Source organism: Kineococcus xinjiangensis (assembly GCF_002934625.1).
Lineage (GTDB): Bacteria > Actinomycetota > Actinomycetes > Actinomycetales > Kineococcaceae > Kineococcus_A > Kineococcus_A xinjiangensis.
Window position 1 is genome coordinate 195,841 of the sequence record NZ_PTJD01000006.1, and the last position, 13,803, is coordinate 209,643.

At 77.2% G+C, this 13,803-nt stretch carries 9 protein-coding genes; 3 read left to right on the plus strand and 6 right to left on the minus strand.

The window, feature by feature from the left end; all coding sequences use genetic code 11:
- The first annotated feature begins 117 nt into the window (after positions 1-117).
- Both CLV92_RS10330 and CLV92_RS22380 read left to right on the plus strand, forming a co-directional pair.
- Positions 118-4,374 carry a bifunctional nitrate reductase/sulfite reductase flavoprotein subunit alpha gene (locus CLV92_RS10330; RefSeq protein WP_211291026.1) on the plus strand — a complete coding sequence of 1,419 codons (4,257 nt, stop codon included), beginning with the start codon at positions 118-120 and terminating at the stop codon, positions 4,372-4,374.
- A gap of 134 nt (positions 4,375-4,508) precedes the next feature.
- Entirely contained in the window at positions 4,509-5,960 is a 1,452-nt protein-coding gene (locus CLV92_RS22380) for a sensor domain-containing diguanylate cyclase (RefSeq protein ID WP_104432726.1), read from the plus strand.
- Here CLV92_RS22380 and CLV92_RS10340 read toward each other — a convergent pair.
- Positions 5,942-6,406, minus strand: a complete 465-nt coding sequence (locus CLV92_RS10340) for a GNAT family N-acetyltransferase (protein ID WP_104432820.1) — start codon at positions 6,404-6,406, stop codon at positions 5,942-5,944. The genes CLV92_RS22380 and CLV92_RS10340 overlap by 19 nt on opposite strands.
- 151 nt (positions 6,407-6,557) lie before the next feature.
- Between CLV92_RS10340 and CLV92_RS10345 the strand changes: the two genes are divergently transcribed.
- The gene (locus CLV92_RS10345) at positions 6,558-7,166 is read left to right on the plus strand and encodes a TetR/AcrR family transcriptional regulator (RefSeq protein ID WP_104432821.1); all 609 of its coding nucleotides are present in this window, start codon (positions 6,558-6,560) and stop codon (positions 7,164-7,166) included.
- Here CLV92_RS10345 and CLV92_RS10350 read toward each other — a convergent pair.
- The 5 genes from CLV92_RS10350 to CLV92_RS10370 all read right to left on the minus strand — a co-directional run bounded on the left by CLV92_RS10350 (position 7,153) and on the right by CLV92_RS10370 (position 13,798).
- Complete coding sequence (locus tag CLV92_RS10350) at positions 7,153-7,998, minus strand: HAD family hydrolase (protein WP_211291027.1); 846 nt, start codon at positions 7,996-7,998, stop codon at positions 7,153-7,155. The two genes, CLV92_RS10345 and CLV92_RS10350, sit on opposite strands and share 14 nt — an antisense overlap.
- Positions 7,995-10,793: a phosphoribosyltransferase domain-containing protein gene (locus tag CLV92_RS10355; RefSeq protein WP_104432727.1), complete on the minus strand. Its 2,799-nt coding sequence runs from the start codon at positions 10,791-10,793 to the stop codon at positions 7,995-7,997. The genes CLV92_RS10350 and CLV92_RS10355 overlap by 4 nt, the downstream gene beginning before the upstream one ends.
- Positions 10,790-12,028, minus strand: a complete 1,239-nt coding sequence (locus CLV92_RS10360) for an HpcH/HpaI aldolase/citrate lyase family protein (RefSeq protein ID WP_104432728.1) — start codon at positions 12,026-12,028, stop codon at positions 10,790-10,792. Before CLV92_RS10360 ends, CLV92_RS10355 begins: the two co-directional genes overlap by 4 nt.
- Positions 12,029-12,234: 206 nt before the next feature.
- Positions 12,235-12,819: a TerD family protein gene (locus tag CLV92_RS10365; protein ID WP_104432729.1), complete on the minus strand. Its 585-nt coding sequence runs from the start codon at positions 12,817-12,819 to the stop codon at positions 12,235-12,237.
- Between the two features lie 67 nt (positions 12,820-12,886).
- Positions 12,887-13,798 carry a hypothetical protein gene (locus tag CLV92_RS10370; protein ID WP_104432730.1) on the minus strand — a complete coding sequence of 304 codons (912 nt, stop codon included), beginning with the start codon at positions 13,796-13,798 and terminating at the stop codon, positions 12,887-12,889.
- Positions 13,799-13,803 lie beyond the last annotated feature (5 nt).

Consider the following 13,803-nt stretch of genomic DNA (forward strand, 5'->3'; position numbering starts at 1 on the left):
GACGGGCGTGAAACCGGCGTAACCGCGGGAGGTCCGCGGGGACACGCGTCCGCAACGGCACCTTCCTACCGTGCTGGCGGGAGGCGCCGCCGGAGCGCCGGTGCGGGAGGAGCTGGCGTGGGCGGTGGCTGCACCGAGCGCGTGCGGACGGTGTGCTCGTACTGCGGGGTGGGCTGCGGCATCGTCCTCGACGTGCGGGTCGAGGCCGACGGCAGGCGGGTGCCCCTCAAGGCCACCGGCGACCGGCAGCACCCCGCCAACGCCGGCCGCCTCTGCACCAAGGGAGCCACCAGCGCGGAGGTGCTCACCGCCCCCGGGCGCCTCGGCACCGCCCTGGTGCGGGCGCGGCGCGGCGCCGAGGCCGTGCCCACCGCCGTCGGCGAGGCGATCGCGCTCACCGCGCGGCGGCTGCGGGAGGTCCTCGACGAGCACGGCCCCGACGCGCTCGCGCTGTACGTGTCCGGGCAGATGAGCCTGGAGGCGCAGTACCTGGCGAACAAGCTCGCCAAGGGGTTCTGGCGCACCAACCAGATCGAGTCGAACTCCCGGCTGTGCATGGCCAGCGCCGGGGCCGGGTACAAGCTGTCCCTCGGCGCCGACGGCCCCCCGGGTTCCTACGACGACCTCGACGCCGCCGACGTGTTCCTCGTCATCGGCTCCAACATGGCCGACTGCCACCCGATCCTGTTCCTGCGGATGATGGACCGGGTCAAGGCGGGCGCGAAGCTCATCGTCGTCGACCCCCGCCGCACCGCCACCGCCGAGAAGGCGGACCTGTTCCTGCAGATCGCCCCCGGCACCGACCTGGCGCTCCTCAACGGCCTGCTGCACCTGCTGGTGGCGGGCGGCCACGTGGACGAGGAGTTCATCGCCGCCTGCACGCAGGGCTGGGAGGAGATGGCGGAGTTCCTCGCGGACTACTCCCCCGCCGAGGTGGCGCGGACCACCGGGCTGGCGGAGGCGGACGTGCGGGCCGCGGCGGAGCTCATCGGCACCGCCGGGAACTGGGTCAGCTGCTGGACGATGGGGCTCAACCAGAGCACCCACGGCACGTGGAACACCAACGCGCTGGTGAACCTGCACCTGGCCACCGGCGCGATCTGCCGCACCGGCAGCGGCCCGTTCTCCCTGACCGGCCAGCCCAACGCCATGGGCGGGCGGGAGATGGGCTACATGGGCCCGGGCCTGCCGGGGCAGCGCTCCGTGCTGGTGGCGGAGGACCGCGCGTTCACCGAGGAGCTGTGGGGCCTGCCGGCCGGGACGATCCGCGCCGACGGCAGCGGGCGCGGCACCGTGGAGATGTTCCAGCGCATGGCGGACGGGGAGATCCGCGCCTGCTGGGTGATCTGCACCAACCCCGTCGCCTCCGTCGGCAACCGCGACACCGTGGTGGAGGCGCTGCGGCGCGCGGACTTCGTCGTCACGCAGGACGTCTTCGCCGCCACGGAGACCAACGCCCACGCCGACGTCGTGCTGCCCGCCGCGATGTGGTCGGAGGCCGACGCGGTGATGGTCAACAGCGAGCGGAACCTCACCCTGGCACCCAGGGCGGTGGACCCTCCCGGTGAGGCGCTGCCGGACTGGCTGCTCATCGCCCGCGTCGCGCGGGAGATGGGCTACGGCGAGGCGTTCTCCCACGGCAGCGCGGAGGAGGTGTTCGAGGAGCTGAAGCAGGCGTGGAACCCCGCGACGGGCTGGGACCTGCGGGGCGTCAGCCACGAGCGGCTGCGCGGGGGCAGCGTGCAGTGGCCCGCCGCCGATCCGGCCGGTCCCGTCCGCAACCCGGTGCGCTACGTCGACGGCGGGGCGGGCGGCGTTGCGGGGCAGCCGCCGGACGGCGCCCGGCCACGACCGGTGTTCCCGACGCCGAACGGACGGGCGGTGTTCTGGCCGCGCCCGCACATCGACCCCGCCGAGATGCCCGACGACCAGTTCCCGTTCGTGCTCAACACCGGCCGCGTCCAGCACCAGTGGCACACCCGGACGAAGACGGGGACGGTGGCGAAGCTGGAGAGGCTGAACCCGGGGCCGTTCCTGGAGGTGAACCCCGCGGACGCGCAGGCCCTGGGCGTCGGCGACGGCGACGCGGTGGAGGTGGTCTCCCGGCGGGGGCGGGCGGTGCTGCCTGCGGTCGTGAGCGACCGGGTGCTGCCGGGTTGCTGCTTCGCCCCGTTCCACTGGGGGGAGCTGTTCGCCGCGGGGGTCAGCGTCAACGCCGTGACCTCGGACGCGGTGGACCCGGTGTCCTTCCAGCCGGAGCTGAAGGTGTGCGCGGTGTCGCTGGCCCGGGTCGCGGCGGTGTCCACGGCAGCGCCTCCGGTGGCGGTGTCCGCGGGGGCGGTTCCGGCGCCCCGGGGCGCGGCCGAGCCGGCGGGGGCGCTGGGCGGGCTGCTCGGCCTGGCCGGGCCGGCTCCCGTGTTCGACGAGGCCGAGCGCCGTTACCTCGCCGGCTTCCTGGCGGGGCTCTCCGGCGCCCTGCCGGGAGCACCGGAGGGCAGCGGCGGGCGGGGCGGCGTTCCGGTCCTGCCCTCGGGCGCCCCGCTGCGGCCCGAGGTCGCGCTCTGGGTCGACGGGCTGCTCGCGGGCGCCTTCTCCCGCGCGACGGCCGCTCCCGGGCTGCCCCGGCCCCGGCCCGCCCCGGACGAGTCCGCCCCCGGCGGCGCGCCGGTCGCCGGCGCCGCGCAGGACGCGCCCCGCGTGGGGCGGCCGCTGCTCGTGCTGTGGGCGTCGCAGACGGGCACCGCGGAGGAGACCGCCGCCGCGGTCGCGGAGCGGTTGCAGCGCGAGGGCCTGGCCCCGCAGCTGGTGGCGATGGACGACTGCGCGCCGGCGCAGCTGCCCGCAGCGGCCGACCTCCTGGTCCTGAGCAGCACGTTCGGCGACGGCGACGCCCCCGACAACGGCGCCGCGTTCTGGGAGTCGCTGAGCGCCCCTGGCGCGCCGCGCCTGGCGGGCAGCCGGTTCGCGGTCCTGGCGTTCGGCGACTCCAGCTACGGCGACTTCTGCGGCCACGGCCGGCGTCTGGACGAGCGGCTCGCGGACCTCGGCGCGGCGCGGCTGCTGCCCCGGGCGGACAGCGAACCGGGCGACGAGACCCCGCAGCGCTGGCTGGAGGCGGTGCTCGCCGCGCTCGCGGGGGAACCGCCGGCTCCGGCGTCCCCATCCTCCCAGCAGCAGCCCACCCCAGCTCCCACCCCATCCGCTCCCACCCCACCCGACGCCCCGCCCACCGCCCACCCGGCGCCGCGCAGCGGCCGCAGCGCCACGGGCACCGCGCACCTGGTCGGCAACCGCCTCCTCAGCCTGCCGGGCGCCGCGAAGGAGGTGCGGGAGCTGGTCCTGGACACCGGCGGCAGCGAGGTGCCGCTGGACTACGAGGCCGGCGACGCCCTCGGGGTGCTGCCCTGCAACGACCCCGGGCTCGTCGCGGAGCTGCTGGAGGTCACGGGGCTCGACCCGGGTGAGGTCGTCGACGTAGCGGGCGCGGGCGGCGTTCCCTTCGGCGAGGCGCTGCAGCACCACCTGGAGGTCTGCCGGCTGGGCCCGGACCTGCTGCGCTTCGTCGCCGAGCGCACCGGCAGCCGCGACCTCAAGGGGCTGCTGCGCCCGGACAACCGCGGCGAGCTGGCGAAGTGGTCGTGGGGGCGGCAGGTGGTCGACGTGCTGGCTGAGCACCGGCCGGAGGTGAGCGCGAAGGAGCTGACGGGGATCCTCAAGCCCCTGCAGCCGCGGCAGTACTCCATCTCCTCCAGCCCCCTGGCCGATCCGCACCGGGTGCGGCTGACGGTCTCGGTGCTGCGCTACACCGCGCCCACGGGACGCCCGCGCACCGGGGTGGCCTCCGCGCACCTCGCCGACGCCCCCGCGGGCAGCCCCGTGCGGGTGTTCGTGCAGCGCTCCCCGCACTTCCGCCCGCCGGCCGACCCGTCCGCGCCGGTCGTCATGGTGGGCCCCGGGACGGGCATCGCCCCGTTCCTGGGCTTCCTCCAGGAGCGGCGCGCCCGCGGGCACCTGGGGCGCAACTGGCTGTTCTTCGGGGAGCAGCACCGGGCGAGCGACTTCTACTACCGCGACGAGCTCGACGAGCTGTTCCGGGAGGGGACGCTGACGCGCCTGGACACCGCCTTCTCCCGCGACCAGCGGGCCAAGGTCTACGTCCAGGACCGGATGCGGGAGCAGGGCAGGCAGCTGTGGGCGTGGCTGCGGGAGGGCGCGCACGTCTACGTCTGCGGCGACGCGGCGCGGATGGCGAAGGACGTCGACGCCGCGCTGCGGTGGGTCGCCGCCGTGCACGGCGGCCTCGGCGAGGACGCGGGAGCGGCCTTCGTGAAGCGGCTGGCGAAGGAGCGGCGCTACGTGCGCGACGTGTACTGAGGGGCGGCCGCCGCGCCGCCGCGCCCGTGTCCCGACGGCCCACCTGCGTGCAGGTACCGGAGGTACCACCTACTGTTGACCGCTCGTGCAGCGGCCGAGGACGGTGCCGCGACGGAACGTTCGGGAAGCGGCACATGGACGGCACGACGCGGGAGCCGGCGGGGCGACCCGGCGCCGGAGCGATCACGGTCGAGGTGCAACCCGGCTTCGGGGAGCTCTTCGAGGCACTGCCGGACCCCTCCTACCTGTGGCGGGGCTCGGGCGCGCAGTGGGCCCTCGTGGGCTACAACGCCGCGGCGATGGCGGTGCCCTACAGCGACATCTCCCACTACCTCGGGCAGGGCCCCACCGACATCCTCGGGCCCGAGGGCGCCGGGCTGCGCGACCGCCTGGAGCGCTGCCGCAGCAGCCGCCGCCCCATCACCCGCCGGCAGTCGATCGACTACACCGTCGAGGCCCGCCGCAGCCTGCGCATCGCCTTCACCTGCCTGGGCGAGGACCTGGTGATGAGCACGACGGTCGACGAGACGGACGCCGTGGAGCAGCTGCGCCGGGACTGGGAGGCGGAGACGGTCCTCCTCGGCGAGCTGACCCGCGCCCTCGTCCTCGCCGAGGACGTCCAGCAGGCCCGCGACCTGCTCTGCGAAGCCGCCGTGGCGCTGGCCCGCGCGGACCTGGCGTACCTGCTGGAGCTGGACCCCGACGAGCTGGCCCGGGGCCGGCGCCTGCTGCGGCAGACCGCCGTCGCGCACGCCGCGGGCGGCTCGGCGCCTCCGCAGGCGACCCGCATCGACCTGGACGAGGGCCCGTCGCTGGCCGACGAGGCGTTCCGGAGCCGGGAGCAGCGCTGGACGCAGGACTTCTGGTCCGACCCCCGCGCGCAGCAGGCCACCGCGCGGGCGGCGGGCGTCCGCGGCGCGGTCGTGGAGCCGGTGGTCCTCGGGGACCGGGTGCGGGGCGTGCTGACGGTGAGCTGGCGCCGGCCCCTCACCGCCGCCCCGCGACAGGCCCGGCGGCTGCTGCCGCTGCTGGCGGGGCACGCCGCGGCCGCACTGGACCGCGCGGAGCTGCTGGCCCGGCTCCGCTCCGACGCCCTGCACGACCCGCTGACCGGCCTGCCCAACCGCAGGGCGTGGGAGGAGCAGCTGGAGCGGGAGGTCGCGCAGGCCGAGCGCTCGGGCGCCCCGGTGAGCGTCGCCCTGCTCGACGTCGACGGCCTGAAGACGATCAACGACACCGAGGGCCACGCGGCCGGCGACCGGCTGCTGCAGGAGGCCGCCCGGTCGTGGGGCGAGGGGCTGCGCCGCCAGGACGTCCTGGCCCGGCTCGGCGGCGACGAGTTCGGGGTCCTGCTGACGGGCACGGACGCCTCGACCGCGGCGGAGGTCATCGGGCGCATGATGGGCGGCGCCGGCTGGCTGGCCTGCTCCAGCGGTGTGGCGCAGTGGCGCCCCGGGGAGGCCCTGGGCGACCTGCTGCACCGGGCGGACACGGCCATGTACGCGGACAAGGAGGGCCGCCGCGCCGCCCGAGCCGGGTGCGCGCCCCGCCAGCGGACCGGCGGGGATCACACGTCCCGGGCGTAGCAGACCGAGAGCGGCTGGCCGCGGTAGGGACCGAAGGCCTCGGTGCGCAGGTAGCCCTCCCGCTCGTAGAAGCGCACGGCGTCCGGCTGGGCGGTCCCCGTCTCCAGCAGCACGCGCCGCACGCCGAGGAGGCGGGCCTCCTCCTCCAGCGCCCGCAGCAGGGCGACCGCGACGCCGGTGCCGCGGGCCGCGGGGACGACGAACATGCGCTTGACCTCCACGGCGGGGACCCCGGAGACCGCGGGCTCCAGCGGCCGCAGCCCGCCGCACCCGAGGGCGGTGCCGTCGCGGTCGCGGGCGACGAGGAAGACGGGGACGTCCGCGGCGCTCGGCGGGGTGCCCGGCTCGTGGTCGTCGCTGCCGTAGCGGACGTCGAGCTCGGCGCGCTGGGCGGCGCGCAGCCGGGCGCCGTCGGGGGCGTCGAACGGCTCACGGGCGATGCTCAGGCCCGTGCTCGACAGGGCGCTCGACAGGGTGCTCGACGGGGTGGTGGCCACGGTTCCTCCTCGGGACGGCTGGTGGAGCGGTCAGCCGGTAACGTAACGCTTGTTCCGGTAACGATGGTTACGGCCGTGTTTCGACCCCGTGGAGGACGCGATGGCACGACAGCGGGACCTCACCGCCCACCAGGAGCGGATCTCCGCGGCCACCTGGTCCGTGCTCGCCGAGGCGGGCCTGCCCGGCCTCACCCTGCGCGCCGTCGCCGCCCGGGCGGGCTGCTCGACCGGCCTGCTCCTGCACACCTTCCCCGACAAGCGCGCCCTGCTCCTGCACGCCCGCGACCTGCTGCACCAGCGCACCGCCGCGCGCGCCGACGCCCTGGAGGCCACCGGCGCCGCACCGGAGGAGGTCCTGCGGGCGCTGCTGCACCAGGCCGTCGCCCTCGGTCCCGAGCAGCACGAGGAGGCGCGCGTCTGGATCGGCTTCCTCGCCGCCGCCCTCGCCGAACCGGAGCTGGCGGAGCGGCACGTCCGCGGCAACCGCTCGTTCCTGCGGCGCACCACCCGCCTCCTGGCCGCCTGCCGCCTCGACTGGGACCCGGCGCGCTGCACCCGTGCGGCCACGGGCCTCGTGGCACTGGTGGAGGGCCTCAACGTCCTGGCCGCCGCCGACCCCGCGACCTACTCCCCCGACGCCCAGCGGCACGCGCTCGACGACGCCCTCGACCGGCTCGTCGGTGCCGCGGGCCCGGTCAGCCCCCCGTGAGCGCCGGCACCGCGGAGCCGACCCGTTCCAGCAGCCAGCGGGCGATCTCCTCGCCCGCCGCGGCACCCGTCGCCCCGGTCAGCGCCACCGCCGGGGCGTCCCAGCCCGCGGCGAGCAGCTCCCCGTGGCGCGGACGAACCCCCTCCACCGCCGCCAGCAGCAGGTCCGTGTCGAGCAGGGAGTCCCCCGCCGCGACGAACCCGTCGGCGCCGCAGCGGCGCGCCACCTCCACCGCCGCCGCCGACTTCGTCAGCCCGCGGGGCACCGCGTAGAGCTTGCGGCCCTGCAGCGAGAGCCCGTACCCCCAGCCGGCGGCGAGCGCGGCGAGCTCCTCCAGCCGCCCCTCGCCCAGGGCGTCGCGCTGGCCGGTGCGCAGGACGCAGTAGGCGAACAGCCCCGGCACCTCGTGGACGCCCGGGGGGCCCGGCTCCGGCACCGCCGCGTGCAGCTCGGCGGCGAGGTCGGCCAGGGCCGCCCGCACGTCCGCCACGGGCGCGCACCCGGCCAGCTCCGCCCGCACCCGCTCCGTCCACTCCGCGTCCGGTGCCCCGTCGACGAGCAGCACCCCGCCGTTGGCGCACACCGCGTAGCGCGGCGGCGGCCCCGGCAGCCGGATCCGGGCGTACTGCGCCGGCGTGCGCGTCGTCACCGGCACCAGCCGCCCCGTCCCCGCCAGCCGCTCCAGCACCCGCGCCGCCGCCGGGGTGACGTAGGAGATCGGCCGGTCCTCGTACGTCTCCACGCACACCAGGGACGCCACGTCGGTGCCCGCCGAGCGGGCGGAGAACACCAGCGTCTGGTCGAGGTCGCTGGCTGCCAGCAGCGCGCTCACGAGCCCGCCCCGGCACCCGGGCGCGCACCGGAGCCGGCGCTCCTGCCGTCGGCGCCGGTGGCCCCCCGGGTGTAGCGGGGGTGGATGAGGCCCATCGCCGAGTACGCCAGCCCCGGCACCTCCTCCACCGGCACCCCCCGCTGCTCCGCCAGGAGCCGCAGGTGCTCCAGCGCGCCGGGATCGGCCAGCTCCGCCGCCGGGCGCACCAGCACCCGCCACGGCACCCGCCGCAGCAGCACCCGCGTCGTCTCCCCCACGCCCGGCTTCACCAGGTTCACGTCGCCGATGCCGTACGCGGTGGAGACCTCCTCCACCGCCCGCCAGCCCGCGAAGGTCGCCCGCCGCTGTCCGGCCGTCACCTCCCCGGCCAGGCCGGGCACCCGCGCCGCGACCGCGTCGAAGTGCGCGCAGACGCTGTCGAGGAAGTGCGCGGAGACGTCCGCCCCGGCGAGCTCGGCGTAGGACTTCGCCCCGTGGAACTGCCCCGGCCGCAGCAGCCGGTCGTTGAGCACCGTGCGCGAGACCAGCCCCGAGACGGTGCTGTTCAGGCAGGCGGAGGGGATGAGGTAGTCCTCCCGGCTGCCGAACGTCCGCACGCACTCCCCCGGATCGGCCAGCACGGCGAGGTCGTCGCTGAAGACCTGCCCGTGCCGGGCGGCGTGCTGCTCCAGGGCCGCCGACAGCTCCCGCACGATCGCGCCCTTGCCGGTCCAGCCGTCGACGAAGACGACCGCCGCGGGGTCGTGGTGCGCGGCCAGCCAGCGCAGCGCGACCGGGTCGATGCCCCGCCCCCGCACGATGGACACCGCCAGGTGCGGCCAGTCCAGGCCCCAGCGCCGCTGCGCCCAGCGGCGCAGCAGGATGCCCACCGGCGTGCCCGCCCGGGCCAGCGACGCCAGCACGACGCCGTCCCCGCGCTCACGGCGCAGCAGCTCCGCGACGACGCCCACCCCGAGGGCGACGCGCTCGGCGCCGCGCTCCAGCGCCGCGGCGAACAACCGCGAGTACTCCTCGCTGGGCTGGTACTCCACCGGCAGCGACTCCGCGTAGTGGGCGCCGCCGGACTGGATGGCCTCCTCCCGCTCCTCCGCGGGAGCCTCCAGCCGCACCCCCGACAGGTCGGTGAGCAGCCAGCGCACGTCGGACGGCGCATAGGAGCCGAACCCCGGGCCCGACAGCGGCTCCGGCAGCGGCTCGGGCGCGACACCGCTGGCCGGCTCCGGCCGGGGGGCCGGCACGGGCGCGACACCGCCGGCCGGCTCCGGCCGGGGGGCCGGCACGGGGACCGGCGGGGCGGGCACGGGCGGGGCGGGCACGTCGGCGGGCAGGCTCACGAGCAGCACCCGCCCGGCGTGCGGCAGCAGCGCCGCCAGCGGCCCGTCCGCCGCGCGCAGGTCAGCCGCGTGGTGGGCGTCGTCCACCACGAGCACGAGCACGTCCCAGGCGGGGCCCGGTCCCGCCGAGGCCGGCGCGGCGACGTTGTGGGCGTAGCGCGGGCCGGGCCCGTCGACGGCGGGGTCGCTGGAGCGGAAGGCGACGCTTGAGCGCAGCGCGCAGCCGGGGTCGTCCACGGCCAGCACCGGCGAGCGGGTCGTCGTGGAGGAGCGCACCACCAGGTCGCTGCCCCGCGCGGCGAGCTCCTCCGCCAGCGCGCCGGCCAGCCGCAGCGGCGCGTGCATCAGCTCCTCCGAGCCCAGCACCAGCACCGCACCCGATCCGGCAGCGGCGCCGGGGCTCGATGCAGCCGCCAGCACCGCGTCCGCGAGCCTGCCGCCCATCGCCGGCAGTCCGGCCGCGAGCTGCTCGTGGCCCGCCGCCGCGGCCCCGTGCCGGCCCCCCGTCGGCAGCCCGCCCGGCCAGCCGACGTCCACGACCGGGACGGCGGCGGCCTCCGCCACCGCCGCGGGCGCGGGGACGGGCGCCCCCTCGACGGTGGCGACCAGCGCGGCGCCCGCCGCCAGCACGTCGGCGGGCAGGTCCACGCTCCCCGCGGCCAGCGCCACCGCGTCGATGCGGCACCCCAGCTCCGCGGCCAGCGCGTCGAGGGCGCCCGCGTCCGCCGCGGAGCGCAGGTCCAGCAGGCTGGCCACCACGTACCGGGCGCGGGGGGTGCTGCGGTGCAGGGCCCGCACCGTGTTGGCGATCGTGCGCCCCGTGCTGAGCTCGTCGTCGACGAGGACCAGGGGGCGCTGCGGGTCGGCGAGCGCGGCCAGCACCTCCGGGTCGGCGGGCAGCAGCCGGTGGTCGGTGGCGTGCGAGTGCTCCTCCGCGAACCCCGCGTAGGGGGCGGGCGCCCACCCGGCGTCCGCTGCGGCCGCGCGGCGCGTGGAGTGCAGGTACGGGGCGCGCAGGGCGTCGGCGACGCAGTGCCCGAGCCCGGTCGCGGTCTCGGCGTAGCCGACGACCAGGAGCGGCACCGGCGGCGCCGCGGCGGCGAGGCGCCCGGCCACGACCGACTCCAGCCGCGCCGCGGCCGCGCCGTCCCCGGCCAGGGCCGACCGCCACACCGCGGCCGGCGGGCCCGCCGGGGGCGCCTCCTCCCGCAGGGCGCCCGCCACGACCTCCCCCAGCCGCAGGCCGGCCGCCCGCACCAGGCGCGGGTCGGTCGGCACGTGCTTGCCCAGCACCGTGGAGACCAGCAGGTGCGCCCGTCGCGGGTTGCGGCGCACCGCGAGACCGGCCAGGTCCGCCAGGTCCAGCCCGTCGACCGACGCGCGCGTGCGCAGGGCCACGCCGAGGCGCCGCGCCACCCACGTCCCCGCCCAGGGCGCCGGCTGCTGCAGGGTCGCGCTCACGCGGGCACCTCCACCGACCGCTGCGCCACGACCGGCAGCTCCACCCGCACGCCCTCCACGGCGTCCACCTGCGCGGCGACGACGTCCACCACCGAGATCCCCTCCCTCGCCACCCCGAAGGCGTCGGCCCGGGCCAGCACCCGCTCCGCCCACGCCCGGTGGGGCTTGGCCTCGTTCATCTTGTTGCCGTACGCGCTGGCCATGACCCCGCCGGAGCCGGCGCCCAGCACGTCGCGGGCGTCGCACCACTCCTCGTGCGGCACCACCGACATCGCGTGCACCACCGGCACGTGCGAGGGGTGGATGACCGTCTTGCCGACGAGGCCGTTGACGCGGTCCAGCTCGACCTCGCGCAGCAGCCCGTCGAGGTCGTCGCGCAGCAGCCTGGTGCGCAGCTCGCGGACGTCGTTCTCCTCGAACGGCGTCTGGCGCAGCTCGGTGCGGAAGAGCCGCTCCCCGGAGGTGAAGTGCTCCCAGACGGGCCCCGTGACCGGGAAGCCGGTCCCGTCGAGGCGACCGAGCACGTTGATGACGTCGCCGAGGGCGTCGGCGACGACGCGCACGTCCCAGACGGTCGTGCCGCGCGGGCGGCGCAGCCCGTGCACCGCGGACAGGTCCGTGGCCCCGGTCCGCACCGCGAGGACGCGCTCCCGGTGCGCGGCCAGGACATCGCGCACCCGCAGCAGCGCCTCCAGGCGGGTCTCCCGGTGCAGGACGTCGGCGGTCTCGACGACCGGCATCGCCCACATCCGCCGGCCAGCCGCCCGCGCGACCTCGGCCACCGCCGCCAGGTGCTCCTCCGGCTCGGGCTGGCCGTGAGCCCCGAACTTGGGCAGCACGAAGCCCGCGACGCGCTCCAGCCCGTCCCCCAGGCGCTCGGCGAGGCAGCGCAGCTGGTCGGGGGTGCGGACGCGGACGAAGAGCAGCAGCGGCCGGGCCAGGCCGTCCTCGACGTCCCTGCGGTGCTGCGCGAGCTGGCCGACGAGGACCTCCTCGGCCTCCGTGACCCGGTCGTCGGGCACGGAGTCCTCCAGGCAGGCGACCGCGCTGAGCAGCCCGCGTCCGCTGAGGCGGGCGAGGTCGGCCGCCATCGCCGGACGGGTGGCCGGGCAGTACAGGGTCGCGCCGAGGGCGTGGGCGAGCACCACCGGCGGCGCGTCGGGTCCCACGGGCTGCGGGGGCCGGAGGAAGAGGCGCTCCCGGGCGTCCGGGGGCAGGTGGGAGAAGTGCTGCACGGGGCCTCCTCGCTGGGCCACTGGCCGGACCGCATCGGCGGGGACAGGAGGACGGAGGCTACGGGAGCCGCCGTCCCGGCCGCGGCACCTCCTGCCGGGCTTCATCTCGCGTTCACGCGGGGACGGCCCGCGGCGGCGGCGCGCCGCAGGTGACCGGGCCCCGGCGTCGCGCGGGCGGCGCCACCCGGGCGCCGCCCGCGCGCAGCTCACAGGTGGGGCGTGACGGCGGGCAGCAGGTCGCGGAAGGTGCGGCCCTGGGCGCGCTCGCCGAGCGCGGTCATCGCCCAGCTGTCGCCCTCACGGGTGAGCTTGGCCATGACCTGCGCGTTGTGGGTGCCCGAGCCCGACAGCTCGTAGCGGGCGACCTCCGTGCCGGTGGTGGAGTCCACGAGGCGGCAGAAGGCGTTCTCGATCTGGCTGAAGTCCTGGCCGGTGAAGCTGTTGACGACGAAGACGAGGGTCTGCACCTGCGGCGGGACCGTCGTGAGGTCCACCTGGATGACCTCGTCGTCGCCCTCGCCGGCGCCCGTGAGGTTGTCACCGGTGTGCAGGACGGAGCCGTCCTTGCTGCGCAGCTGGGAGAACCACACCTGGTCGACCAGGTTGCGCCCGGCGTCGAAGAGGAGGCACGAGGCGTCCAGGTCGATGTCCGCGGACTTCATCCGGCCGAAGAAGCCCTTCTTCTTCACCGCGTCCCAGCCCAGGCCCATCGCCACGCGGCTGAGGCCGCCGCCGCCCCCGCCGGACTTCGCCAGCGAGATCTTCTGCCCCTTGCCGAGGTTCACTGCCACGTCGTCGTCCTTCCGTCGGGCCGGCGCGCTCGCGCCGGCTGCTGCACTCGTTGCGGGTGCCGTCGCCTCAGCGCGTCGCCACCCGCGGGACCGTGCCCTCCGCGTCGAAGTCCAGGTCCCATCCGTACGCCTCGGCGACCGCGCGCTGCGGCCCGTCGAGGTACTCCAGCTCCCGGCGCAGGACCAGGTCCCCGCCGACGTTGTGGACGCTGACCACCGCGCAGCTCGCCGCCGGGGAGCCGGGCGGCTCCAGGGCGGTCTCCAGGCGCTCGCCCGTCGGCAGGCGCAGGGAGAGGATCGCCTGCAGCGACGCCCAGTCCGGTGCGCCGCGCCGCCCGGTGGCGAAGAGCACCATCCGGCGCAGGACGTCGACGTGGCGCAGGTCGAGGAGGAGCTCCTCGCCGGCCTCCTCCGAGCGGGGGCCGAGGCGCAGCACCTGGCGGGAGCCGAAGCCGGGGGCGCTGAAGGTGCCGCCCAGCTCCTGCACGATGCCGGCGGGGCCGTCGCGCAGCTCCCACAGGCAGCCCAGGTGCACGTCGGTGGACAGCCGCACGCCCGCTGCCGACAGCCGCGGCTGCCAGGTCAGCACCGCATGCACGGTCCCGCCGGAGCGCTCCGACGCCCACAGGGTGACGCTCGGGTGGTCCTCGTCGAGGACGGTGCGCCGCTCGGAGGGTCGCGGGGCCCCGACGACCGCCTCCGCCACCGGCGGCGCCTCGTGCACCGGGGTCGGCTGCACCGGCGGGGCCTGCTGCACCGGGGGCTTCCGGACCGGCCCGGCGGGCGGGCGGGAGCCCGGCGACCGGGGCGCCGGCCCGGGCCGCGCCCCCGCCGGCCGGGTCGGGGCGGCAGGGGCCGGCCGCGGCGCCAGGTAGTCGGTCAGCGTCCTGGCGCTGCGGGCCGGCCCGGGCCGCCCGAGGAAGGTGTGCACGTCCGGGGAGGGCCGGTGCGTCCCCTCGTGCGAGTAGTCGATCGGCACGGCCC

What these genes read in the sequence shown, in the direction of transcription:
- CLV92_RS22380 (WP_104432726.1), top strand. Translation starts at nt 4,509, where the DNA reads ATGGACGGCACGACGCGGGAGCCGGCGGGGCGACCCGGCGCCGGAGCG.
- CLV92_RS10345 (WP_104432821.1), top strand. Translation starts at nt 6,558, where the DNA reads ATGGCACGACAGCGGGACCTCACCGCCCACCAGGAGCGGATCTCCGCG.